Consider the following 22,484-nt stretch of genomic DNA (forward strand, 5'->3'; position numbering starts at 1 on the left):
CCGATGCGGCCACGCCGGCGTTCTACTGTCGGTTTACAGGACGGCTCCGGCGACCTTCGCCGCGATGATGTCGTCCCAGGTCATCCCCAACTCTTCGAGGATCTGGTCGGTGTGTTCGCCGTGTTCGGGTGAGCGTCCTGGTTTCGCGGGGGTCTCGTCGAACTGGATCGGGGCTGCGACCGTCTTGAACACTTCACCGTCCTCATCGGCGACGCTCATCAAATAGCCGTTGGCGACGGCCTGCTGGTCGTCGAGCACCTCGGCAGGGGTCGCGAGCGGCGCCCACACACCTGGCTCGTCGGCGAGGATTTTCTGCCACTCGGCAAGATCGCGGTCGGCGAAGATCGCCCGAAGAATGGTCGTCGCTTCGTCTTTGTTGGCGACGAGATTGGCGAGTGGGGTGAATCGTTCGTCGACTGCGAGTTCGGGATGCCCGATCCGTTCGCAGAATCCGTGCCAGAAGCGGTCGGCCTGCAGGAACACGAGTTGGAGCCACCGGCCGTCGCGGGTCTTGTAGCGATTCACCACAGGATTCGGAGCTTCCCCCTGGGAGTAGGCCGGGATGCGGTCGATTCCGTAGTAGTCGGCCGCGCAGATGTCAGGTGCCACGGCCCACATTCCTTGGGCAAGAAGCGATCCGTCGACCGTGCGTGCCACTCCGGTCCGTTCCCGATGGAAGAGTGCTGCGACGATGCCGCCAGCGAGGGTGCTGCCGCCCTGCAGGTCGCCGAATGCGGGGCCCTGCGCGAACGGAAACTCCTGACCGTCCGGTGTGAGTGCATAGGCAACGCCTCCGCGTGCCGTGTACCCGGAGGCGTCGAACCCGCCCTTGTCGCGGTCGGGGCCGAGCGGGCCCTGGCCGCTTCCGCGCGCGATGATCACGTTCGGGTTGAACGAACGGAGGGTCTCGACCGAGAGATCGGCGCGTTCGAGCGCGCCGGGGAGCCAGTTGGTCAGGAGGACATCGGCCTTCGCGATGAGCTTGGCGAAGATCTCGCGCCCCTCCGGTGTCTTGATGTCGATTGCGATGCTGCGTTTTCCGTGGTTTCCGATCTCCATCATGAAGTTGGCCTTCACCCGGGATTCCGCGGGATCGAGACCGCCGACCGTCAGGTAGCGGCATGGGTCGCCGCCCCGGGTGTCTTCGATCTTGATGACGTCGGCGCCCCAGTCGCGGAGTACGACGCCGGCGCTCGGCACATACGTCCAGGAGGCGAGTTCCACCACAGTGACACCGTTGAGGAGATCGGACATCGACGTTCCCTTCTCGCAAAGTCGGGCTGTACAGCTTCCCGGAAGATTACTGTATAGATTACAGTTAGTCATCCGGTTCCGGTTGAGGAGGATGCATGAGTGAGGTCGACAGCCCCGAGATCACGAGCGTGGAATTGGGGCGGCGCGTCGCGCAGCGGGCGGAGATCCGATTGCTCATCGACGGAGTGCTGACCGAGGCGACGAACGGTGCGACGTATCGAAATCTCAGTCCCGCCACCGGACTCGTACTCGGCGACGCCGCCGCGGCGACCGCACACGACATGAACCGAGCGATCGGCGCGGCACGTCGCGCATTCGATGAGACCGCATGGTCGACCGACCGCGCCCTGCGACGGCGCTGCCTCGAGCAACTCCAGACCGCGATCGAGGCAGAGAAGGAAGACCTGCGAGACGAACTCGTGGCCGAGGTCGGATGCCCGGTGATGGCCACGGCCGATGCGCAACTGGACTGGCCGCTGTCGGAATCCCTCCGCTACCCGGCAGCGTTGATCGATGAGTTCGAATGGGAGCGGATCCTCGACGGCGGGGGTCTGTTCGGGCAGCGAAACATCCGCACCGTGGTCAAGGAAGCGGTGGGGGTGGTTGCGGCGATCACGCCGTCGAACTATCCGATCGAGGTGATCCTCAACAAGATGGGCCCGGCTCTCGCCGCAGGAAATACCGTGGTTCTCAAACCGGATCCGAACACGCCGTGGAACGCGGCACGCCTCGGCAGGCTCGTCGCAGAAAAGACCGACATCCCAGCCGGGGTGTTCAACGTGGTGACCACCCCCGACAACGACGTTGCAGGTCTGCTCGCCGACGACCCGCGCGTCGACCTGCTTTCCTTCACTGGATCCACCGCGGTCGGCCGCGCCTTGATGCGCCGAGCAGCCGACACGATGAAGCGGACGTTCCTGGAACTCGGGGGAAAATCGGCTCTCATCGTCACCGACGGCGCCGACCTGTCGAAGGCGATCATGGCGACGATCGGCGCGTGCTCCCATGCGGGTCAGGCTTGCGCGGTCAACACCCGAATCCTCGTGCACGAGTCGCTGTTCGATGATCTGTCGGCCGGAGCGGCCGAGGCATACCGGCAGCTTCCGGTCGGCGACCCGGCGGCAGCAGGGACATTCGTCGGCCCACTCATCAGCGACGCCCAGAAACAGAAGGTGCTCGGCATGCTCGAGCAGGCGCGCATCGACGGTGCGCAGTTCCTCGTCGGTGGAGGCGAGGTGGACGGCCTGGACGAGCATCTGCGCGGCGGCCACTTTGTGGCGCCGACCCTTGTGACAGGCGTCGACAACAGCGAGGCTATCGCGCAGGACGAGATCTTCGGGCCGGTCGCAATCCTGATTCCCTTCGCCACCGACGACGAGGCGATCAGGCTCGCCAACGACAGTCCGTTCGGCCTTGCCGGTGCAGTCATGACGGACTCGTTCGAACGAGGCGAGGCCATCGCACGTCGCGTGCGCACCGGCGCAATCGGTATCAACGGTGGCAGTTTCTACGGCGCCGACGCACCTTTCGGTGGCTTCAAGAACAGCGGTATCGGGAGGCAGTGCGGGATGGAAGGTTTCGAACAGTACCTCGAAACCAAGACCCTCGCCGCGCGGGTTCCCCGACGTGCATGAAGACGATTCACGTATCGGCGACGAAAGGTACACGGATGGGCAAGCTCGACAGTAAGGTCGCACTGGTCTCGGGAGCAGCACGCGGACAAGGGAGGTCGCATGCGCTCCACCTCGCGGCCGAGGGCGCGAGCATCATCGCCCTCGACCTCTGCGCCGACCTCGAGGGCAACACCTACCCGCTGGCGAGACGGGAGGATCTGGAGGAGACGGCCCGCCTCGTCGAGAAGGAGGGAGTTCGTGTCCACACCGTGGTCGCCGATGTACGTGAACGCCGCGACGTGTGGAACGCGATCGCCGGCGGAGTGAGCGAACTCGGCGGACTCCACATCGTCGTTGCCAACGCGGGAATCTGCCCGATGGGTGACGGGCAGACATTGCAGTCCTGGTCCGACACGATCGACACCGATCTGGCCGGGGTGTTCAACGTCGTCCAGGGCAGCATCCCGCACCTCGGCGCGGGGGCGTCGATCATCGCGACCGGTTCCCTGGCCGCTCAACTGGGCAGCGCGACCAACCAGGGACCGGGCGGCTCGGCGTACAGCCTCGCGAAGCAGATGGTGGCGCGCTACGTCAACGATCTCGCAGTGCAGCTGGCGAAGAAGGACATCCGCATCAACGCTGTGCACCCGACGAACGTGAACACCGACATGCTCCACAACGAGGGGATGTACCGGGTGTTCCGACCCGATCTCGAGCATCCGACGAGGGAAGAAGCCGAGATGGCATTCCCGGCCATGCAGGCGATGCGCGTGCCGTACATCGAGCCGTCGGACGTCTCCGAGGCAGTTCTGTTCCTCGCGAGCGACGCATCGCGTTTCATCACCGGCACGCAGCTGCGGATCGACGCGGGTGGCTATGTGAAGTCCGTGCCCTGGAAGGGATGAATACCACCATGACCGACATCATCGGATTTCTCGGAGCCGGCCAGATGGGTGAGCCCATGGTCCGCAGACTCCTCGGCGCGGGGCACGACGTCCGCATCTACGCCCGCAGGGAAGAGGTGCGCATGCGTCTCGGCGTTGCGGGTGCGTACCTCGCCGACTCGGTCGCGGATGTGGCTCGGCAGGCCGACATTCTCGTTGTGTGCCTGTTCTCGGATGCGCAGTTGACGGAACTGGCCGCGGGGCCGGACGGTTTCATGGCGAACGCGAAGGACAGCGCGGTCGTCGTGTCGCACACGACGGGCACCGTCGGCACTCTCGAGAAGATCCGCGCCGACCACCCCGGCGGGCCGGTACTCGTCGATGCGCCGGTGAGCGGATCGGCAGAGGACATTGCCGCGGGCAAACTGACCGTGCTCATGGGCGGGGAGAATGCGGTGCTGGATCGCGTGGTAGCGGCGGTGGGCGCATATGCCGATCCGATCATCAGGACCGGTCGATTCGGCAGCGCACTGAACTTGAAGTTGGTCAACAATCTGCTCTTCGCGGCGAACGCTCAACTTGCCGCGGCAGCAGTAGAACTCGGCGACCGTCTCGGTATCGGAAGTCGTGAGCTACTCGCCGCGATTGCGTTGTGCAGCGGCAGAAGCCATGCCCTCGCGTCGATCGGAAAGGTCGGCGGTGTCGAGACGTTCGACGAGTTCGCGTCACCGTTCCTGCGGAAAGATGTCGCCGCATGTACCGCGGCAGCCGAGGATGCAGGCGTCGATCTGGGCTGGCTTGCTTCTGTGGTGGCAGGTGGTCCCATTGCCGGACTCGTCGCCCACTCACAGGGGTGAGCCGGCGTCGCGAGACGCGTCACCGCTCCACATCGAGAGGATGTTGTCGGTGGTGGTGATGGTCGCGAGCACGCTCAACGTGTGGTCGATCATCGACCGTGCATGCGGGTCAACACCAAGTCGGACGGTGCCGGCCCGAGTTCCGGCAGAAGGGAGGCTCCCGAGCTCCCCGGGGCCATGGAGGTGGTGTGGCGTCCGATCGCGAAGAGCTTTGCGTTGTCGTTCGAGCCCTGATTGTCGTCACGACGGTGTACCAGGCAATGCACCACACGAACACCCGCGTCGCGGGCGACGGGAAGCAGGCGGCCGATGTTGGGGAGGGCATGACGTCTCGCCTCGTGTGCGAGTTCTGCCATGCCTGAATCCGGACCGACGACGGCGCCCTGCAGTTCCTGCGTGACGATTGCCGTGCGGTCCGGATTCAGAAGGTCTTTCAGCGTCGGCGCGCTCACGCGCGGGTCTCGTAGAACTGCGTCGCCCACCGACGCATCGCCATGTACGGCTTGGCGTCGACGCGACCGAGCGGGGGATTCTCGACGTAGACCTGATGGCGCCAGATGCCGAGGTCTTCGAAGACGGTGTGGAGGAATCGACGCTCGACCTTCTCCTGAACGTCCTTCGGTGGAACGTCGGAGTCGTGACCGTCGTTGCGAGGCCACCAGATCGAATAGAAGAGGTCGGAATGCCCGTCGTCGACGGGGGTGCAGGCGAAGATCAGCCGGTAGTTCTGGGCACCTTCGAACGCGCTCATCGCGTATCCCAGACCGGAGAAGTGGCTATGAATGCGAAGCGCCATCTTATCGGGATCGTCGCTGGTCTCATCGGGCCAGCCGGTGAGGAACTGCCACTCGTTGTCGACGGCTTCCCATCCTAGCGACACTGGAGTCACACTGGCGCCGTGCACATATCGGAAATGGGCGCTGTCCGGTCCGTTCTCGGCCACGATCTGTGGATGCACCGGCTCGTACTCCGCGCGGCGTGAGAACTCCGGATAGATGCGGTAGTAGTTGTCTGGGCCGGCGGTGATTTCGGGGAACTTGGTGAACGGATCGGGCAGTTCCCACTGTGGAGGTTTCCCGGCCGGCTGATGCCACATGTACACGATTCCGTGCTGCTCCCGAATGGGATAGACCCGCAGCTTCAATGCCTTGTTGGGGCGGTCGGGGTCGTACGGAATGTAGCGGTTGCTCCCGTCCGGCCCCCACCGCCAACCATGGAACGGACATTCGATGCAGTCGCCCACCACTTTTCCGCCGTGTCCGAGGTGCGCGCCGAGATGACGGCAGTGCCCGGTCATGACGTGCAGTTCATCGGCATCGTCGCGGTAGGCGACGAGTTCCTCCCCGAAGTAGTGCAGGGCACGGCTCTGCCCGGCTTCGAATTCGCCCGACCAGCCGATCACGAACCAGCCCGTGACCTTCCACGTGAACGGTACTTCCAACGGATACTCCTGATTTCGGGTCGGTTGAGTTCAGCTCGAGCGTTGCATCTGGGAGGCTGCGCTGATCTGCTGCTCCCAGGCCGCGAGTTTCTCTTCGGCGCTCGTCTGATGATGACTCAACGCACGGATACTCACATCGTGACCTTCCGCTGCGGCCCGTAGTGCTCCCACTGTGGCCTGCTCGCGGCGGACATGTGCGAACGGGTCGAAGGAGTACCATCGCATCGCGTTCAGGTGGGTCATCTTGTCTATCTCCCCGTCGGGAACGTGGTCGTCGGCGAAGACGCTGCTCAGTTCCTCGGGCGCACCTGGCCACATCGAATCACTGTGCGGATAGTCCATTTCCCACGCGATGTTGTCGATACCGATGTCGTGGCGAAGTTTGACGCCGAGCGGGTCGCTGATGAAGCACGTGAGGAAATACTCTCGGAACACTTCGCTGGGGAGCTTTCCTTCGAAGTCCTGCAGCGTCCAGGTCGAATGCATCTCGAAGGTGCGGTCGACGCGTTCGAGGAAATACGGGATCCAGCCCGTACCACCTTCGGAGAGCGCGATTTTGAGGTCTTTGTATTCCTTGACCGGGCGCGACCACAGAAGATCTGCGGCGGCGTTCACGATGTTCATCGGCTGGAGCGTGATCATGACATCGGGCGGCGAATCCGTCGAGGGGATCGAGAGCTTGCCCGAGGATCCGATGTGGATCGACAGCACCATATCGGTGTCGACGAGAGCCTTCCACAACGGATTCCAGTATTCGTCATGGAAGCTCGGGTATCCGAGCGCGGCCGGATTCTCGGTGAAGGTGAGGGAGTGCACCCCCTTCTTCGCGAGGCGCCGGACCTCCTGAGCGCACAGTTCGGCATCCCAGATCACCGGTAGGCCCATCGGGATGAATCGGCCGGGGTATGCACCACACCACTCTTCGAGGTGCCAGTCGTTGTAGGCCTGGACGAGTGCGAGCGAGAATTCGGAGTCCTCGGTCGCGAACAGACGAGCGGCGAAGCCGGGGAACGACGGGAAGTTCATCTGCGCCAGAACACCGCCCGCATTCATATCTTTGACGCGTTCGTGGACGTCGTAACAGCCCGGTCGGATCTCGTCGAGCCCTTCGGGTTCGAGGCCGTATTCCTCCTTCGGACGACCGGCTACTGCGTTCAGAGCAACGTTGGGAATGATCCTGTCGCGGAACTTCCACATGTCTGCGCCGTTCTCCATGTGCACCAGGCGCGGTGCGTCGTCCACGTACTTCTTGGGGAGGTGGTTGACGAACATATCGGGTGGTTCGATGATGTGGTCGTCGACGCTGACCAGGATCATGTCGTTCTTGTCCATGCTCGTTCCTTCCGAGGGCCGTGCGCGAGGTCTTGAGTTTCGTAGGCGACTACCTTGCTGTGGCGAGCGTCGGCGGATCGGCAGCATCCGGATCCGGGTTCGCGATAGAGAGGCCCATGAAGCGGCGAGCGTTGTCGCCCATGAAATCCCACGTCCGCCGGCGATCCATTCCTTCCGCGTACTTCCAATACCCCTTGGGTTCGGGAAGGCCTTCGGGATGCGGGTAGTCGGATCCGAACATGACCTTGTCCCAGCCGACCATGTCGACGACATCTGCCACCGACCCTTCCCAGAAGGGGCTGACCCAGACGTTGCGACGGAATACCTCGAGCGGATCTTCCGGGAAGTTCTGCGGCATCTTCTTCGTCAGATCCTCGAGGTCGTGGAACAGCGGCCGGATCCACGAGCTTCCGTTCTCCACGCTGGCGATCCGCAGCTTCGGGAAGCGCGTGAGGGTTCCGTGGCAGATCAGGCTGCCGAGCATGTCGGAGATCTCCCGGTGCCCGAGAGCAAGCCAGCGAAATGCGCTCATGGCCATGAAGCTCTGGGTGTTCGGGGGCTCCCACTTGTTGACGTATTCGTCGAGTGGCGGCTGGCTCGCGTGAAGCGCGATCGGGAGGCCGGCCACTTCCACGTCATGCCAGAAGGGGTCGAACTCGGGGAGTGCGGGAGAGCGCCAGCCGTGGAGACCTCTGACCGGAGCGGGCTTGATCAGCGCGACCTTCGCCCCGTTCTCGACGAGGTATGCGAGTTCGCGTCGGGCGCCGTCCACCTCGGCGCAGTTGATCACTGGAGTGGTGAACACTCTGCCGTGGTGGTCGAAGCCCCAGTGCTCGAGCATCCACCGGTTCAAGGCGTGAACGATTGCGAGTGTCAGTTCCGGATCGTCGGCGGACGAATGTTCGACGAGGCTGGCGAGAGTGGGGAAGACCAGTGATTCCCGCACTCCCTGCCGGTCCATCTCGGCGAGTCGTTCGTCCGGACCGCGAGTGGCGGGTGGGCAGTCGATGGCGGACCCTTGCATTTCGCGGAGTGTGAGTCCGTCGACGTTCTCGCCGGCGAAGAACTTCTCGTGGGCGCCCGGTGCTGCGACCCGGTCGAAGGTGGGGTTCGGGATGAAGTCGGTGATCTTACCGTTGATGGCGAGGCGCGTGCGACGACCGATCTGTACGTACTGGACGGCGTTCGTGTACTTGTCGGGGAGGTACCTCGTGAGGGCTTCGGACGTCTCGTACATGTGTGTGTCGGCATCGAAGATCGGTGCACCGTCGGACGTTGTCATGCGCAGTCTCCTTCGTGCCGCTCGTGAATTCGAGCCTCGCAGCGCGCAACGGTTATGTCAACAGTCGGCATTACGGTAACTTGGGGTCATGATGTCGAAAGTGCCTCCCGGTTACGAGGACCTTCTCGAACGGCCGATCGTCGGTGTGCTCGGTACTGTCAGTCCCGATGGGTCGCCGAGTCTGTCTCCGATGCGATTTATCTGGGATGGTGCACATCTGAGGGTGAGCCACACTATTCCTCGCAAGAAGTTCGTGAGTCTTCAAGCGAATCCCAACTACTCGTTCCTGATCACCGACCCGGACGAGCCCGCGCGGTGCCTCGAGGTACGCGGTTGGCTGGTGACAGTGCAGGGCGACCACGACGGCTCGTTCTACCTGTCGCTGGGGAAACGCTACGGGCAACCCGACCTGCAACCGCCCGACGATGTCGACGACCGCGTTGTGATGATCCTCGACGCCACCCGTTTCACAGCGAAATGAATCGACAGGAGGCCTGCCGCGATCATCGATTCGGCGACGCGGGGACCGCGCCCCAGTCTTTCTGTGAAATGAGCACTCTTGCAGCGTGGTCGAGGATGCAGTCCAGTCCGTACTCGAAGTTCCGGTCGTTGGGTTCGCCGCTCTGCAGGCCACTCTCGCTCGCCTCTGCAAGCAGGGGAGTGGTCTCAGGGGAGATCGACAAGATCTCGTAATACGCACCCGAGGGTTCCTCGGACTGCCGGTTCTTCTCCTGGAGTCGTTGGAGGACAACCATGCCGTGCACGTGCAATTGCACGGCAGAGTAGATGTTCACCGCGTCGGCCAGGGTGAAGCCGGATTCGACGAGGCTGGTGATCACGTTCTCATTGTGCAGCGCGCCGAGCCGAGCTGCATTGGAGCTCAAGGATGGGCGGATCAGAACGAGGTCGCACAGGATCGGTCGGTCGAGGATCGTGCGACGAACAGTTCGTGCGTGGGCACGCAGCGTGTCGCGCCAATTCGAGGCCTCGACGAGAGGCATGGACCGCATGGAGTCGCGCAGTACGCGGTCGGCCATCGCGGTGAGAAGGTCGTCCTTCTTGCGGAAGTACCAGTAGATGCTGGTCACGCCGATGTCGAGGTATCGTGCCAGCATTGGCATGCTCAGATTGTCGACGGTGACCTCCTCGGCGAGTTCGAATGCGCCCCTGAGGATGTCATCGGGATTGAGGGACCCTCGCTCGAGCCGGGTTCGCTTCGCCATGTCGGGTACCGCCTTACAGGTTACGTCCGGGATGCTCGGGCGAGCCGTCTCCCCATGTTCTCTACTGTAGATATGCTTACCGTATAAGATACGGTATCTGCATAAGTTACGGCGTATCGGTAGATGAGGGGCACGATGGATCTCGGACTCGGCGGTGCTGCAGCGGTTGTCGTGGGTGGCAGCCGTGGGATGGGATTTGCGTCCGCGCAATGCCTTGCGCAGGAGGGTGCGCGCGTTGCGGTCGCCGGCCGGTCGCGTGCCGATGTCGAGCGTGCCGCAGCGAACTTGTCCGAATGCGGGAGCCCAGATGCGGTCGGGCTCGTGGCCGACGTACGTGATGGGCAGGCCGTGATCGGCCTCTTCGATGAGCTCGGAAAGCGTTGGGGCGGTGAACTCAACGTGCTGGTCAACACCGTGGGGCCGAATGCGCAGGGGGCATTCGACGTCCTGACCGACGACCAATGGCACGACGCCGTCGAGGACGGCGTGATGTCGATGGTGCGCTGTGTCAGATCCGCCCTCCCGCTCCTGCGTTCCGCAAAGTGGGCGCGCGTCGTCAACTTTTCTGCGCAATCCACTCAGAGACAGAGCGTTCCGCTCGTCGCCTACACTGCAGCGAAGGCAATGTTGACCAGTGCGTCGAAGAATCTGTCGCAGCTGCTGGCGCCCGAAGAGATTCTGGTCAACGTCGTCTCACCCGGAACGATCGTGACGCCGTCGCTGAGGGAATGGGCGAGGTCGGTGGGTGTCGAATCGACCGATCCGTACGCCCTGATGGATGCTATAGGAACACATTTCGGACACCCGTCGCAGATGCCACGGGCGGGTCTGCCGGACGAAGTGGGCCCGTTGGTGGCGTTCCTCGTCTCGCAGCGCAACTCGTACATCACCGGAGCAAATATCAACATCGACGGTGGGTCCGACTTCACCTGAGCGCTTATCTGCACTGCCATATCGGCGCACGCTTCTCGACGAATGCGCGCGGGCCCTCGAGTGCGTCTTCCGTGCGCGTCACCCGCTCGCGGAACGACTCGGCCAGTATCTCGGCCTCGTGCAACGGCATGTCCAGGCCCTTGATGATGGCCAGGCGAGTTCCCCGAACTGCCAGTGGTGCATTGGAGTTGACGATGTCGGCGATCTCGTGTGCCCGTTCGAGCAACAGGTCGTGTTCGACGATCTCCGTGATCATCCCCAGTTCGTATGCGCGCTGGGCGCTCATTCGTTCATGCTTTCCCATCAGAGCCATGCGCAGTGCCACGTTCCGCGGGAGCACCCGAGCGGCACGCACCACCTCACGTCCTGCGACGAGGCCGATGCTGACGTGCGGATCGAAGAAGGTTGCCATCTCGGAGGCGATGACGATATCGCCGGTGGTGACCCAGTCCATGCCTGCGCCGCAGCAGATCCCGTTGACAGCAACGACGATCGGTTTCGTCATCGAACGAAACGGGGGGGTGCCTTCTTGCGGTGCCTCCCACTGGTCGTAGGTCGACAGGTACGGCCGTTCGTTGACGACTTTCCCATCGCCCGGAATCTCCTTGACGTCGGCGCCCGTGCAGAATGCCCGACCATTGGCGGTGACGACGAGAGTCCAGACCTTGTCGTCGTTCTCGGCCTCGGCATACGCGGCACGCAACTCGGTGATCATGTGCGGGCTCAGGGCATTGAGCGCCTCGGGCCGGTCGAGAGTGAGGGTCGCGGTGTGGCCGTCGACGGCATATTCGATGGTCTCGAACGTCACTGTTCTTCCTTCTGCAACGAGGTCGGGGTCCGGTCATTCACCGTGCGGCTGCGGCACGGGTGTAGTCGGGGTCGCGCTTGTCCGAGAATGCGGCGAAGGCCTCCAGTATGTCGGGGCCCTGGAGGTTCGCCGCCTGCGCCTGTGATTCGTACTCGAGTGCTTCGGTCAGCGACCGGTCGAGTCCGCGGTTGAGCAGGTCCTTGGTCTGTGCGAGCGCGAGCGGCGGCCCGGAGGCGAGCCGCTCCGCGATGCCGTGGGTGAACTCGTCGAGCGAGACCGGAGCAGTCACCCATGTGACGAGACCGAGCGACTGCGCTTCGTCCGCTCCGATCATGTCGGCCAGCAGCGCCAGCCGCTTGGCTTGCTGCAGCCCGACGAGCCGCGGGAGCAGCCACGACCCGCCCGTGTCCAGCGACAACGCACGGCGCGCGAAGATCTGGCAGAACCGCGCATCCGACGCGGCCACCACCAGGTCGCAGGCAAGGGCGAGATTCCAGCCCGCCCCGGCCGCGACCCCGCTCACCTTCGCGACGGTCGGTACCGGAAGCTCCTGGAGCAGCCGGATGGTGTCGTTGATGGTGCTGATCAGGTCGGACGGGTCGGGGAATTCGTCCATTCCCGCGGTGTCGGCGATGTCGGCGCCGCTGCAGAACGTGGCGCCCGCGCCGGTGAGGACCACCGCGCGCACCCCGTTGTCGACGGTCGCGTCGAGAAGGCGATCTCGGAGGCGCGCCCACATCTCGGGCGTGATCGCATTCTTCCGTTCGGGGCGGTTGAGTGTGAGCGTCAGGATGCCGGCGTGCAGATCGGCGAGCAGTGGCCCGTCGGGGCTCACGGCGTTGTCGGGCATGGTCACCTCGGGGTGTCGAAGGGTGGTCAGAGCTGGATCGGTGCACCGACGGTGAGCGGCGCGACGAAACCGCCGTCGACGTGGATGTCCTGACCGTTCACCCACCCGGCGTCAGGCGATCCGAGGAACGCGATGACCGGCACGACGTCGGCGACCGTGGCATGCCGGCCGATGAGCGCTTTCACCCCGTCGAGGACGTCCTTACCCATCGATTCCTCGAAGTCGCCGAGGATCGGGGTCTCGGTCGGTCCGGGGCTCACCGTGTTCACTCGGACGCCGTACTTCTGCCATGCGGAGGGCGCAAGGCGCTTCGAATAGATGATCGCGGCCTGTTTCGACGTGCTGTACACGGGATAGTTCGGGTCTTGTTCGGCCTGCCAGCGTTCGACGGTGTCGCCGTCGGTTGCCTCGAGGAGACCGGCGAGGTCGTTCTGGCGCTCCTGCCATCCGAGGGCTGCCACCGACGCGACGGTGACGACGGACCCGCCTTGGCGCAGCAGAGGCAGCATGCCTTCGACGAACAGCCGCATGCCGAGGTAGTTGACCTTCAGGACGTCGGCGGCGGGTGCGGTTCCGGGCACCCCGGCGACGTAGGCGAGCAGATCCCAGTCTCCCCCGATCGAGCCGAGAAGCTTGTTGATCTGCGTGGCATCGCGCAAGTCGCACTGTGCGTGCGCCGATGCTTCGGCACGATCCGGGTGGAGGTCGACGGCGAGTACGTGGTCGCCTTGTTCGTGGAAGTGGGCGGCGGTCGCGGCACCGATTCCCGACCCCGCTCCGACGACGACGATCTTGCGCTGATCAGTTGCCATGTGGCCTCGCGCCTTTCCGGGATCACCCCGACGAAAGCTATATAGAATGCTTGACAGTAAGGCACACTATAAATCACTCTGGGGCGAGAAGACCAGGGCTCGGGGTCTGCGACGCCGGACCGAAAGCGTCGCCGGAATACGCGGGAACGGAGTGTCGTTCGTGAACCAGCGAATCGTCGGAGAGGGTGCCGAGGTCTTGGCGACCCCGACTGCGTACAAGGACGAAGACCACCTGCATTCGGTGCTGACGGAGGCACGCACAACGGCACCGGTGGTTCGGGTGGAGGTGCCGTCCTATCAGCCGTTCTGGGCACTCCTCAAGCACGCCGACATCATGGCCGTCGAACGCGAGAACACGCTCTTCACCAACTGGCCCCGCCCGGTGCTCATGACGGCGGAGTCCGACGAGATGCAGGCCGCGGTCGGTGTTCGCACCCTCATTCACCTCGACGGTGCGCAGCATCGCGTGCTTCGCTCGATCGCAACCGACTGGTTTCGCCCGAAGGCTATGAAAGCCATCGAGGTTCGAATCGAGGAGCTCGCGAAGTCTCATGTCGATCGGATGCTCGCGGCCGGAGACGAGTGCGACTTCGTGCCCGAGGTCGCGGTGAACTTCCCTCTCTACGTCATCATGTCGCTGCTCGGCGTACCCGAATCCGATTTCCCTCGAATGCTGCGTCTCACGCAGGAGCTCGTGGGTAGCGACGACGACGAAATGAAACGAAGCGAGCCCGCCGACGAAACCATGAACGCACTCCTCGAGATGTTCGAGTACTTCAGCGCGCTCACGGCATCCCGCCGTGAGAACCCCACCGACGACATGGCGTCGGCGATCGCCAACGCGCGAATCGACGGCGAACCCCTCTCCGATATCGAGACCATGTCGTACTACACGATTATCGCGACCGCCGGCCACGACACGACCAGCAGTTCCATCGCAGGCGGGCTTCGTGCACTGATCGACCATCCCGATCAACGCCGAGCGCTGAGCACCGATCTCGACATGCTGCCGCACGCGGTGGAGGAGATGATCCGCTGGGTCACTCCCGTCAAGGCGTTCATGCGTACCGCCGCCGAAGACCGCGAGATCTGTGGTGTGCGCATCGCGGCCGGGGATTCCCTCCTGCTGTCCTATGCGTCGGCCAACCGCGACGAAGACGTCTTCGACGACCCCTTCACCTTCGACATCCGCCGCGACCCCAACAACCATGTCGCGTTCGGGTTCGGCGTGCACTTCTGTCTGGGCGCGGGCCTGGCACGGATGGAGATGAAGAAGTTCTTCGCCGAACTGTTGCCGCGCCTGGGCACGATCGAACTCGCCGGTGAACCCGAACTCACCGCAACCACTTTCGTCGGCGGGCTCAAGCACCTGCCGATCCGCTACTCGACGGCCACATGACGACCTCCGAAGGACCTCACATGACACAGGCGCGGATCTGGGACGACACCCTCGACGACCTCTCCCGCCGCCGGACCCACGCGCACGGGATGGGTGGCCCAGAACGAGTGGCGAAGCATCGCGGCAAAGGCAAACTCGATGCGCGAGCGCGAATCGATCACCTGCTCGACAAAGGCAGTTTCCACGAGTTCGGCACGCTGGTCGGTGGGGAGATTGCCGCCGACGCCATTGTCGCCGGTTCGGGACTCATCCACGGAATGCCGGTGATGGTCGGGGCCGAGGACTTCACCACGCTCGCGGGCACGATCTCGCCGGGCAGCAACTCCAAACGCTACCGGCTCGCCGAACTCGCTGTCCGCAACAAGGTCCCGCTCATCATGCTCCTCGAAGGGGCCGGGTTCCGCCCCACCGGAGATCACTACGGCAGAACCCCGACCGATCTGCTCGCACAGGCGCAGTGCTCGGGGAAGGTGCCGGTGGTCACCGCAGTGCTCGGTGCCTCTGCCGGGCACGGCGCGCTCATTGCACCGGTCTCGGACTTCGCCATCATGAGCCGGCAGGGCGCGATATTCACCGCCGGTCCGCCGGTCGTGAAAGTGTCCACCGGAGAGGATGTCTCCAAGGAGAATCTCGGCGGACCCGACGTCGCCATCGCAAGCGGACTGATCCACAACGTGGCCGACACCGATGAAGAAGTCCTCGACGAGATCCGCCGCTACCTGTCGTACTTCCCACCGAGCGCGTGGTCGTACCCCATCGCGACCGAGCCCGACGAGTTCTCCGAGCCCCGCGACACCCCCGAGCTTCTCGACATCATCTCCCGCGACAACCGCAGCACCTACGACATGAGATCCGTGATCGACACGGTCGTCGACACGAAGGACTGGTTCGAGGTGCAACCCGACTTCGGGCGGGCAATCATCTGCGGGTTGGCGCACTTGGGAGGTCACCCGGTGGCGGTTGTCGCGAATCAGCCGCAGGTGATCGCCGGGTCGATCGACTCCGACGCGGCCGACAAAGCAGCCCATTTCATCTCGGTCGCCGACGCGTTCCACCTGCCGCTCGTGTTCCTCGCCGACAATCCGGGGATGCTGCCGGGCAGTGAATCCGAACGCGATGGCGTGCTCCGCAGTGGGGCCAGGATGTTCGTCGCGCAGACCACCGCGACGACGATGAAAATGCATGTGACGCTGCGGAAAGCGTACGGTTTCGGGTCCATGGTGATGTCGCTGATCGGGTTCGACGGGCAGGTCGCCGCGTACGCCTACCCCGGCGCGACGATGGGTGCGATGAGCGCTGATGCCCTCAGCGGTGCGTCGAATGCGGACGACGGCCTCGCGGCGTCACTTCGAGAAATGGAGCTCGAGGCGTCGTACCGTTCCGCTGAACACATGGGTTTCGACGAACTCATCAGTCCCGAAGAAACCCGCAATGCCCTGCTCACATCGTTGCAGCGGGGAATCTATGCACGACAAGCAGTAGCGGAGCCGGTGAGCCGCTGTGCGATCGTCCCCTGAGTCCGCTGATCCACCGATTTTCGCTGATAGACACTGCCACTGATAGACACTGCCACAGGAGAGATGCGTTGAACGAATGGACTCTCGGCGAAGTGTTCGACGCCGTCGCAGATGCAGTACCCGAACGAATCATGACCGTCTGCGGTGATCGCAGGAGCACCTTCGGTGAATCCGCGGTGCGCACGCGGCGGTTCGCGAACTTCCTCGCCGAACGCGGGTTCGGAGCCCATACGGAAAGGGAGGGGCTCGAGCGGTGGGAGTGCGGTCAGGATCGCGTCGCCATGCTCATGTACAACGATCTGTACCCCGATGTGCTGATCGGATGTCTCGAGGCGCGCGTCGTACCGGTCAACATCAATCCGCGCTACACGCCCCAGGAGATCCGCAGCCTCCTCGAATACATTGCGCCACGAGGAATCGTCTATCACCGGTCGTTCGGTCAGGTGGTATCCGAGGTCGTCAGCGGCAGCGCAGAGCTGAAGGACAGCGTGGAGTTGCTGGTGTCCGTCGACGACGGCACCGGTATTTCCGAACTGGACGGGACCGTGTCGTTCGATGAGGCGGTTGCGCAAGGTGATCCGGAGAAGTTGATCAAGGGATCACCCGACGACTTGATGATGATGTGCACCGGCGGCACCACGGGACGCCCCAAGGCTGTGCTGTGGCGGCAGGGCGACGCGTACGTCTCCTCCATGAACGGCTCCGACCACGAGTCCGACGAACCGATACGGACGCTCACCGCGTTGACGGGACAGAGCTGGTTCGCGGTGTCGCCCCTGTCGCACGCAGCGGGTACGTGGACGGCGTTCTCGGGTCTGCTGGCAGGCCAGACAGTCGTGCTCTACGACGATCGAAGTGCTTTCGATGCGCAGACAGCCCTGGAAATCGTCGAGAAGGAGCAAGTGTTGCTGATGACCATCGTCGGCGACGCCTATGCCGGACCACTTGTCGACGAGATGCGCAAGCGCCGACACAACTTCGATTCGTTGGTGGTCATTGCGAGCGGTGGAGCGGCAACGAATGCTGTCCATCGGAGAGCGTTCCTCGAACTGCTACCGCACGCGACGATCGTGGAAGGGTACGGATCGACCGAGACCGGTGGCATGGGATTCGGACGAAGCAGCCGCGGTGCCGAGGTCGATACGTTCGCCCCGATGCCCGGGGGCGCTGCCGTGTCACACGACCGCACCCGGCTCCTGAAACCGGGTGATGACGAGATCGGATGGGCCGCCCGGGCCGGTCGCGTCCCCCTCGGGTACTTCCGCGACCGGCAGGCCACCGAGAACACCTTCCCCGTGGTCGACGGTCAGCGGATGGCGATACCGGGCGACCGCGTGAGGATCGCGGACGACGGGTCACTCCGCCTGCTCGGCAGGGACTCTCTCGTGATCAATACCGGCGGTGAGAAGGTCTTCGTCGAAGAGGTCGAGGAAGTGCTGCGCGCGCATCCGACAGTGATCGACGCCCTGGTGGTCGGTCGCGCCAGCGAACGCTGGGGACAGGAAGTTGTCGCCCTGGTGCATGCGGTAGACGAGGCGCAGTGCTCCACCGAGGACTTGAAGAGTGCATGCGGAGAATCGTTGGCGAGGTACAAGATCCCGAAGCAATTCATGTTCGTCCCCGCGATACGCCGCCTCGGCAACGGAAAGCCCGACTACCGATGGGCAGCGCGACAGGTGCAGGTCGAGGGAACAGTGGTGTCATGAGCGCACCCACCACACGCCTGGCACCATCGATCTCACCCGAGACGGAATTCTTCTGGACATCCGGTGCCGACGGCTGCCTGCGAATTCAGGAATGCCGCTCCTGCTCGGCGCTGATCCATCCACCGCGCCCCGCCTGTCGCTATTGCCACGGCAGCGAGATGGGTGTGCGCGTCGTTTCCGGCTTTGCGACGCTCATCGGCTTCACCGTCAACCACAGGTTCGCTCCGCCGGGAATGCCGCCGCCGTACATCGTCGCGCAGGTGGCGCTCGAGGACGATCCACGCGTGCGCCTCACGACCAACGCGGTCGAATGTGCGGCCGACGACCTCGCACTCGGTCTGCGGATGGAAGTGGTCTTCGAGAAGGCAGAAGAGGTGTGGCTTCCGCTGTTCCGTCCGGCTGAACCTGGAGCGGTGACGGAACTGCCGGCCGACGAACCGGACGCCGCCGCGATCCGCCGCAGTGTGCGACCCATGGCGAGTACGGACAAGTTCGAGGACAAGGTGGCGCTCACCGGAATCGGTATGTCGCGCATCGGCCGTCGTTTCATGGTCGATCCGTTGTCGTTGACCATCGACGCCTGCCGCGCCGCGATCGACGACGCGGGTCTCACCGTCGACGACATCGACGGACTGTCCACCTATCCGGGTGCTGGGTCTCTCGGGCCATTCACCGAAGGCGGAATCACGGCGGTCGAATCGACACTCGGACTGGAACCCACCTGGCACAACGGCGCCGCGGAGACGTTCGGTCCTGGTGGATCGGTGATCGCAGCGATGCTCGCGGTGGCATCGGGCCTCGCGCGGCATGTCTTGTGTTTCCGGACTGTGTGGGAATCGACTTACAGCGAACTCGTGCGTACGGGTCGCACGGCGCCGGGCGGAGCACTGTCGGACGAGTGGTTCGCACCGTTCGGCGCGGTATCGGCCGCACACCTGCTGGCCCAGACCGCGCAGCGCCATTTCCATCGATACGGGACAGATCGCGAAACGCTCGGCTGGATAGCGCTCAATCAACGTGCGAATGCCGCCCGGACTGCAGAGGCGATCTACCGCGATCCCCTCACGATGGACGAGTACCTGGGTGCCCGCCCGATCACGACACCGTTCGGTCTCTACGACTGCGACGTGCCGTGCGACGGTGCGGTTGCGGTCATCGTGTCGGCCCGCGACACCGCGCGCGACCTCGCGCAACCGCCGGTGTTCGTCGAAGCGGTCGGTACCCAGATACTCGAGCGGCTCGACTGGGACCAGAGCACCCTCACCCACGAACCTCAGGTCCTCGGACAGGCCGCGCACCTGTGGAGTCGCACCACGCTGCGCCCCGACGACGTCGACGTCGCCGAACTCTACGACGGATTCACCTTCAACTGCCTGTCGTGGATCGAAGCACTGGGCTTCTGCGATATCGGAGACGCAAAGGACTTCCTCGACAAGGGAACGAACATTGCGCTCGACGGAAGGCTGCCGTTGAACACCCACGGAGGTCAGCTCTCGCATGGACGCACCCACGGGATGGGACTCGTGCACGAGGCGATCACTCAGATGCGCGGACACGGCGGGGAACGTCAGGTGCGCGACGCACGTATCGCTGTGGTCAGCAGCGGCGGGCTCACACCGAGCGGTGTCATGTTGTTGAGGGCCGGCCGATGAACGCTGCAGACGTCGGAGAGCTCGACGACACCGTGGCCGCTCACACCGTAGAAGTCCACGGGGTGCAGACCTCGGCATTGTGCTCGTACGTGGAGCGACCACGCGCAGTCATCGTCGCGTTGCACGGCGGCGCCACAACCTCTCGATACTTCGATCTGGAGGGACGCCCCGAACTGTCGCTGCTCCGCACGGCGGCGACGCTCGGCTACACCGTCCTCGCGATCGACCGCCCGGGCTACGCAGATTCGTTCGAATGCCAGGAACGGTTCGACGATCCCGCCACCCGCGTCGACGCTGCGTACGGTGCTGTGGACGCGCTGCTCGAGGGTTGTTCACGCGGAGCCGGTGTCTTCCTTCTTGCTCACTCGGCGGGCTGCGACCTCGGTCTCCGGATGGCCGCGGATCCGCGGGGTGCCTCGTTGCTCGGTGTCGAACTCGCGGGCACCGGCACACGCAAGCAACGCGAGGCGCTCGAGATCATCAAGCGGATGCGGACCACGCGCAACCGGGGAGCCATCCGGGATCTGCTGTGGTACCCGGAGGAGCTGTACCCGCCGGAGGTGCGTGGCGGTCGCAGCCTCACGTGCATCACCCCTCGATACGAGGCGGTGGTCGCAGCCGAATGGCCGAGGGACTTCATGCGTCTCGCTCCCGAGGTCCGCATTCCGGTTCGCTACACCTATGCCGAGCACGAAAAGGTATGGGAGACCGACGATGATCTGCGGGCCGAGATCAAGGCTGCGTTCCTCGCGGCTCCGCGGTTCGTCGAACATCGGCAGACAGGCAGCGGACACAACATGAGTGTGGGGTTCGCGGCGGCCGAGTATCACCGTGGCGTGGTGGCGTTCGTCGAAGCGTGTGCAGCACGCGGGTAGCGCCCGTCACCAGGGTGTCGGTGCGTCCTGTCGTCGGCGGGCGCGCGCCCGGCCGATCCGGCGGGTGAGTTCGTCGCGCAGAATATCGTTGGTAGCGGGCAGCACTCGCGTGTCTGCGCCCGGCATGAACATGTAGCGACCGTCGTCGACGACATCGAACCAGCCGATGTCGGCTTCCGTGGTGAAGCGGCCGTGAGCATTCGGGGCGAGCAGCCGGATGCTGCCCGCACCGGAACGGTCGCGGAGAAGGAGGCGGCGCAGCGCCCGCGGTTCGCTCTCGCCGATCTGCTCCCTCACGGATGTGGTGCCGCTGGGTTCGGTGAGTTCGCGCATCGACGCGGCTCGAGCCTGCTCACGTCCGCGTGGCGCATCCGGGATCTGTGCGACGACGGCACGGGGAAGCGCATCCGACTGGACAGGAGTGATCTGGATGTCGCCGGAGACGTGCTGGCGTGCGACGACGGCGAATGCGCCTTCAGCTCCGCCACGCACTCGTATGTCTGCATTCCCTGCGGTGCCGTACACCTCGACGGCTATCTCGCCCGCGTGCAGGATGCGGATCGCGTGCTCGAGGCGCGGATCGGCCAGTTCCCGACGCCACTCGTGAGCGGCGTGCAGGTTGGCGTCGTGTTCGTCCTCCCACATCGACGTCGATCGATAGCGCAGGGGGAACGGAAACTCGTCGCTCCCCGCCGTGGTCCACAGCGACAGGAAACGGTCGGGCGTGATATTCCATGTCAAAGCGGGTCAACTCCTAGGACGGGCGGGGCGGTGTCGGGGAGCGACCCGATCAGTTCGTTTCCGTGATCGTTCGTGACGAGATAACTCGCGACCCTTTGTTCATCTTCGTTGCCGCGCTGCTGACCACCCATCATGCCGGGATACATTCCCATCGGACGCATCGAACCGGCGCGCGCAGCGGCTCCTCCCTGTTGGGACGCGGCAGGTGTCGGGGCGGCAGCCGCGCCGACGCCGCCGACAGCGCCCGGTCCGAGCGCGGAGCCACCGCCACTACCAGCGCCACCTCCGGCCGTGCCGCCACCGCCGTAGCCTCCGCTTCCGGGTATGCCCGAGCCGGTGGTCGAAGAACCATACGGTTGACCTGTCGCGCTGCCGGGGAGGGTTGATGTCGGGGCCGTCGAGGTCGGTGACGTGCGGGCCGATTCCGATCCCGGCGAGCCCGCCCGCTCGGATTCCGCAGACTGCGCCTGTCCGTTCTGAGACCGATTGGTCTCGGAACTGTCGGTCGTATTGCTGCCATCCACTGCGGTCGCTGCAGATCCGGACGGCTGACTGCCCCCTGCCCCGCTCCCATTCGAGACTGCCGCTGCGCTGTTGCCGCCGCCGGATGCGAACGGGCTCGCGAACCCCGAGGGGGTCGTGCTTGCGGCGCCGGCACTGGTGGAGTCCTGGGGTGGGGGTAGTACCGGTACCGCAGATCCGGAATCGCGGTAGTACGGCTTGTAGAGCGATTCCATGACTCGGACCGCCTGCTGCCGTGCAGCCTCTTCCTGCCGCTCTCTGTCGGCCGCGGCGACGGGACTGATCACGTCCATCGGCAACGGGACGGAGATCGACGGGGGAGTGACCGACGACTTCACTCGAGCACCGACGTCCGCCGCGATCTGGAGTTTCTCCGACACCGCGAGCGACGCATCGCTCAGCCGCTGCGCGGAGGTACCGAACAGCTCCGTCGCCGACGATGCGGCGTCCGCGGCGTCGCCTTCCCAATGTTGGGCGATCTTGTCGCGGATCATGGCGGTGGCCACGGAGACCGTGAAGCTGAATACCGTTCCGAGGTTTCTCCATTCACTCGCGAGTGTGGTCATCGCGAGCGGGCTGATCGTCTGACTGAGCTGATAGATCGCCTCGTGTTCCATGCCGTGGAAATTCTCGAACTGCGCGATGTAGTCGGGGTCGACGCCGCTGTCCACCCGCCCGGCCAATTCGTCGTGGCGGGCTTGGCGACGCGCGACCGACTCCGGTGGCACGGACCCCAGCAACGGGGTGAGGAGTTCGTGGATCGGGTTGTCGGTGTCGGACATC

Annotated in this window: 20 protein-coding genes and 1 pseudogene; 10 read left to right on the plus strand and 11 right to left on the minus strand. The window is 64.3% G+C overall.

Annotated elements, in window-relative coordinates; translation table 11 throughout:
• Positions 1-33 precede the first annotated feature (33 nt).
• Positions 34-1,254, minus strand: coding sequence for a CoA transferase (locus EV641_RS20860; RefSeq protein WP_054713036.1), 1,221 nt, complete (start codon positions 1,252-1,254; stop codon positions 34-36).
• A gap of 95 nt (positions 1,255-1,349) precedes the next feature.
• Between EV641_RS20860 and EV641_RS20865 the strand changes: the two genes are divergently transcribed.
• From EV641_RS20865 to EV641_RS20875, 3 genes are read left to right on the plus strand one after another with little or no spacing between them, the layout of a single operon-like run.
• A complete protein-coding gene (locus tag EV641_RS20865; protein WP_054713037.1) occupies positions 1,350-2,888 on the plus strand; it encodes an aldehyde dehydrogenase family protein in 1,539 nt (512 codons plus the stop codon).
• 35 nt (positions 2,889-2,923) lie between these two features.
• Complete coding sequence (locus EV641_RS20870; RefSeq protein WP_132474248.1) at positions 2,924-3,772, plus strand: mycofactocin-coupled SDR family oxidoreductase; 849 nt, start codon at positions 2,924-2,926, stop codon at positions 3,770-3,772.
• Between the two features lie 8 nt (positions 3,773-3,780).
• Complete coding sequence (locus tag EV641_RS20875) at positions 3,781-4,608, plus strand: NAD(P)-binding domain-containing protein (RefSeq protein ID WP_132474384.1); 828 nt, start codon at positions 3,781-3,783, stop codon at positions 4,606-4,608.
• Here EV641_RS20875 and EV641_RS20880 read toward each other — a convergent pair.
• From EV641_RS20880 to EV641_RS20895, 4 genes and pseudogenes are all read right to left on the minus strand, one after another.
• A pseudogene (locus EV641_RS20880) lies at positions 4,597-5,060 on the minus strand (isochorismatase family protein). The gene EV641_RS20875 and the pseudogene EV641_RS20880 overlap by 12 nt on opposite strands.
• Positions 5,057-6,049, minus strand: a complete 993-nt coding sequence (locus tag EV641_RS20885) for a Rieske 2Fe-2S domain-containing protein (protein ID WP_132474250.1) — start codon at positions 6,047-6,049, stop codon at positions 5,057-5,059. The pseudogene EV641_RS20880 and the gene EV641_RS20885 overlap by 4 nt, the downstream one beginning before the upstream one ends.
• A 30-nt stretch (positions 6,050-6,079) precedes the next feature.
• Positions 6,080-7,381: an amidohydrolase family protein gene (locus tag EV641_RS20890; protein WP_132474252.1), complete on the minus strand. Its 1,302-nt coding sequence runs from the start codon at positions 7,379-7,381 to the stop codon at positions 6,080-6,082.
• A 49-nt stretch (positions 7,382-7,430) separates the two neighbouring features.
• The gene (locus tag EV641_RS20895; RefSeq protein WP_054713039.1) at positions 7,431-8,663 is read right to left on the minus strand and encodes an amidohydrolase family protein; all 1,233 of its coding nucleotides are present in this window, start codon (positions 8,661-8,663) and stop codon (positions 7,431-7,433) included.
• Between the two features lie 91 nt (positions 8,664-8,754).
• Between EV641_RS20895 and EV641_RS20900 the strand changes: the two genes are divergently transcribed.
• Positions 8,755-9,144 carry a pyridoxamine 5'-phosphate oxidase family protein gene (locus tag EV641_RS20900; RefSeq protein ID WP_241997391.1) on the plus strand — a complete coding sequence of 130 codons (390 nt, stop codon included), beginning with the start codon at positions 8,755-8,757 and terminating at the stop codon, positions 9,142-9,144.
• Positions 9,145-9,166: 22 nt separating this feature from the next.
• Here the strand turns inward: EV641_RS20900 and EV641_RS20905 are convergent, their stop codons facing one another.
• On the minus strand, positions 9,167-9,886 hold the full coding sequence (locus EV641_RS20905; RefSeq protein ID WP_054713041.1) for a TetR/AcrR family transcriptional regulator C-terminal domain-containing protein: 720 nt from the start codon (positions 9,884-9,886) through the stop codon (positions 9,167-9,169).
• A gap of 135 nt (positions 9,887-10,021) precedes the next feature.
• On the opposite strand from EV641_RS20905, the gene EV641_RS20910 reads away from it, so the two are divergent.
• Positions 10,022-10,819, plus strand: a complete 798-nt coding sequence (locus tag EV641_RS20910; RefSeq protein WP_132474254.1) for an SDR family oxidoreductase — start codon at positions 10,022-10,024, stop codon at positions 10,817-10,819.
• 4 nt (positions 10,820-10,823) lie between these two features.
• On the opposite strand, the gene EV641_RS20915 is transcribed toward EV641_RS20910, so the two are convergent.
• From EV641_RS20915 to EV641_RS20925, 3 genes are read right to left on the minus strand one after another with little or no spacing between them, the layout of a single operon-like run.
• Positions 10,824-11,627: an enoyl-CoA hydratase-related protein gene (locus EV641_RS20915; protein WP_132474256.1), complete on the minus strand. Its 804-nt coding sequence runs from the start codon at positions 11,625-11,627 to the stop codon at positions 10,824-10,826.
• Between the two features lie 37 nt (positions 11,628-11,664).
• Entirely contained in the window at positions 11,665-12,477 is an 813-nt protein-coding gene (locus EV641_RS20920) for an enoyl-CoA hydratase-related protein (RefSeq protein WP_132474258.1), read from the minus strand.
• A gap of 26 nt (positions 12,478-12,503) precedes the next feature.
• Complete coding sequence (locus EV641_RS20925) at positions 12,504-13,289, minus strand: SDR family oxidoreductase (RefSeq protein WP_054715727.1); 786 nt, start codon at positions 13,287-13,289, stop codon at positions 12,504-12,506.
• A gap of 160 nt (positions 13,290-13,449) precedes the next feature.
• Between EV641_RS20925 and EV641_RS20930 the strand changes: the two genes are divergently transcribed.
• The 5 genes from EV641_RS20930 to EV641_RS20950 all read left to right on the plus strand — a co-directional run bounded on the left by EV641_RS20930 (position 13,450) and on the right by EV641_RS20950 (position 20,438).
• Positions 13,450-14,688: a cytochrome P450 gene (locus EV641_RS20930; protein ID WP_241997383.1), complete on the plus strand. Its 1,239-nt coding sequence runs from the start codon at positions 13,450-13,452 to the stop codon at positions 14,686-14,688.
• A 20-nt stretch (positions 14,689-14,708) separates the two neighbouring features.
• Positions 14,709-16,205, plus strand: coding sequence for a carboxyl transferase domain-containing protein (locus EV641_RS20935; RefSeq protein ID WP_054715736.1), 1,497 nt, complete (start codon positions 14,709-14,711; stop codon positions 16,203-16,205).
• 68 nt (positions 16,206-16,273) lie between these two features.
• Positions 16,274-17,911: an AMP-binding protein gene (locus EV641_RS20940; protein WP_132474262.1), complete on the plus strand. Its 1,638-nt coding sequence runs from the start codon at positions 16,274-16,276 to the stop codon at positions 17,909-17,911.
• The gene (locus EV641_RS20945; protein WP_132474264.1) at positions 17,908-19,563 is read left to right on the plus strand and encodes an OB-fold domain-containing protein; all 1,656 of its coding nucleotides are present in this window, start codon (positions 17,908-17,910) and stop codon (positions 19,561-19,563) included. The genes EV641_RS20940 and EV641_RS20945 overlap by 4 nt, the downstream gene beginning before the upstream one ends.
• The gene (locus EV641_RS20950) at positions 19,560-20,438 is read left to right on the plus strand and encodes an alpha/beta hydrolase (RefSeq protein ID WP_054715730.1); all 879 of its coding nucleotides are present in this window, start codon (positions 19,560-19,562) and stop codon (positions 20,436-20,438) included. Before EV641_RS20945 ends, EV641_RS20950 begins: the two co-directional genes overlap by 4 nt.
• A gap of 6 nt (positions 20,439-20,444) precedes the next feature.
• Here the strand turns inward: EV641_RS20950 and EV641_RS20955 are convergent, their stop codons facing one another.
• A complete protein-coding gene (locus tag EV641_RS20955; protein ID WP_054715733.1) occupies positions 20,445-21,179 on the minus strand; it encodes an ESX secretion-associated protein EspG in 735 nt (244 codons plus the stop codon).
• Entirely contained in the window at positions 21,176-22,483 is a 1,308-nt protein-coding gene (locus tag EV641_RS20960) for a hypothetical protein (protein ID WP_132474266.1), read from the minus strand. The genes EV641_RS20955 and EV641_RS20960 overlap by 4 nt, the downstream gene beginning before the upstream one ends.
• Between the last annotated feature and the right edge of the window lies 1 nt (position 22,484).

Origin of the sequence: Rhodococcus sp. SMB37 (genome assembly GCF_004345605.1) — a bacterium.
In the GTDB taxonomy this organism is placed as follows: domain Bacteria; phylum Actinomycetota; class Actinomycetes; order Mycobacteriales; family Mycobacteriaceae; genus Rhodococcus.

Bases quoted from the DNA above. Each gene is read 5' to 3' on its own strand.
- EV641_RS20860 (WP_054713036.1), bottom strand. From the start codon at position 1,254: ATGTCCGATCTCCTCAACGGTGTCACTGTGGTGGAACTCGCCTCCTGG.
- EV641_RS20865 (WP_054713037.1), top strand. From the start codon at position 1,350: ATGAGTGAGGTCGACAGCCCCGAGATCACGAGCGTGGAATTGGGGCGG.
- EV641_RS20870 (WP_132474248.1), top strand. From the start codon at position 2,924: ATGGGCAAGCTCGACAGTAAGGTCGCACTGGTCTCGGGAGCAGCACGC.
- EV641_RS20875 (WP_132474384.1), top strand. From the start codon at position 3,781: ATGACCGACATCATCGGATTTCTCGGAGCCGGCCAGATGGGTGAGCCC.
- EV641_RS20890 (WP_132474252.1), bottom strand. From the start codon at position 7,381: ATGGACAAGAACGACATGATCCTGGTCAGCGTCGACGACCACATCATC.
- EV641_RS20895 (WP_054713039.1), bottom strand. From the start codon at position 8,663: ATGACAACGTCCGACGGTGCACCGATCTTCGATGCCGACACACACATG.
- EV641_RS20900 (WP_241997391.1), top strand. From the start codon at position 8,755: ATGTCGAAAGTGCCTCCCGGTTACGAGGACCTTCTCGAACGGCCGATC.
- EV641_RS20905 (WP_054713041.1), bottom strand. From the start codon at position 9,886: ATGGCGAAGCGAACCCGGCTCGAGCGAGGGTCCCTCAATCCCGATGAC.
- EV641_RS20910 (WP_132474254.1), top strand. From the start codon at position 10,022: ATGGATCTCGGACTCGGCGGTGCTGCAGCGGTTGTCGTGGGTGGCAGC.
- EV641_RS20920 (WP_132474258.1), bottom strand. From the start codon at position 12,477: ATGCCCGACAACGCCGTGAGCCCCGACGGGCCACTGCTCGCCGATCTG.
- EV641_RS20925 (WP_054715727.1), bottom strand. From the start codon at position 13,289: ATGGCAACTGATCAGCGCAAGATCGTCGTCGTCGGAGCGGGGTCGGGA.
- EV641_RS20935 (WP_054715736.1), top strand. From the start codon at position 14,709: ATGACACAGGCGCGGATCTGGGACGACACCCTCGACGACCTCTCCCGC.
- EV641_RS20945 (WP_132474264.1), top strand. From the start codon at position 17,908: ATGAGCGCACCCACCACACGCCTGGCACCATCGATCTCACCCGAGACG.
- EV641_RS20950 (WP_054715730.1), top strand. From the start codon at position 19,560: ATGAACGCTGCAGACGTCGGAGAGCTCGACGACACCGTGGCCGCTCAC.
- EV641_RS20960 (WP_132474266.1), bottom strand. From the start codon at position 22,483: ATGTCCGACACCGACAACCCGATCCACGAACTCCTCACCCCGTTGCTG.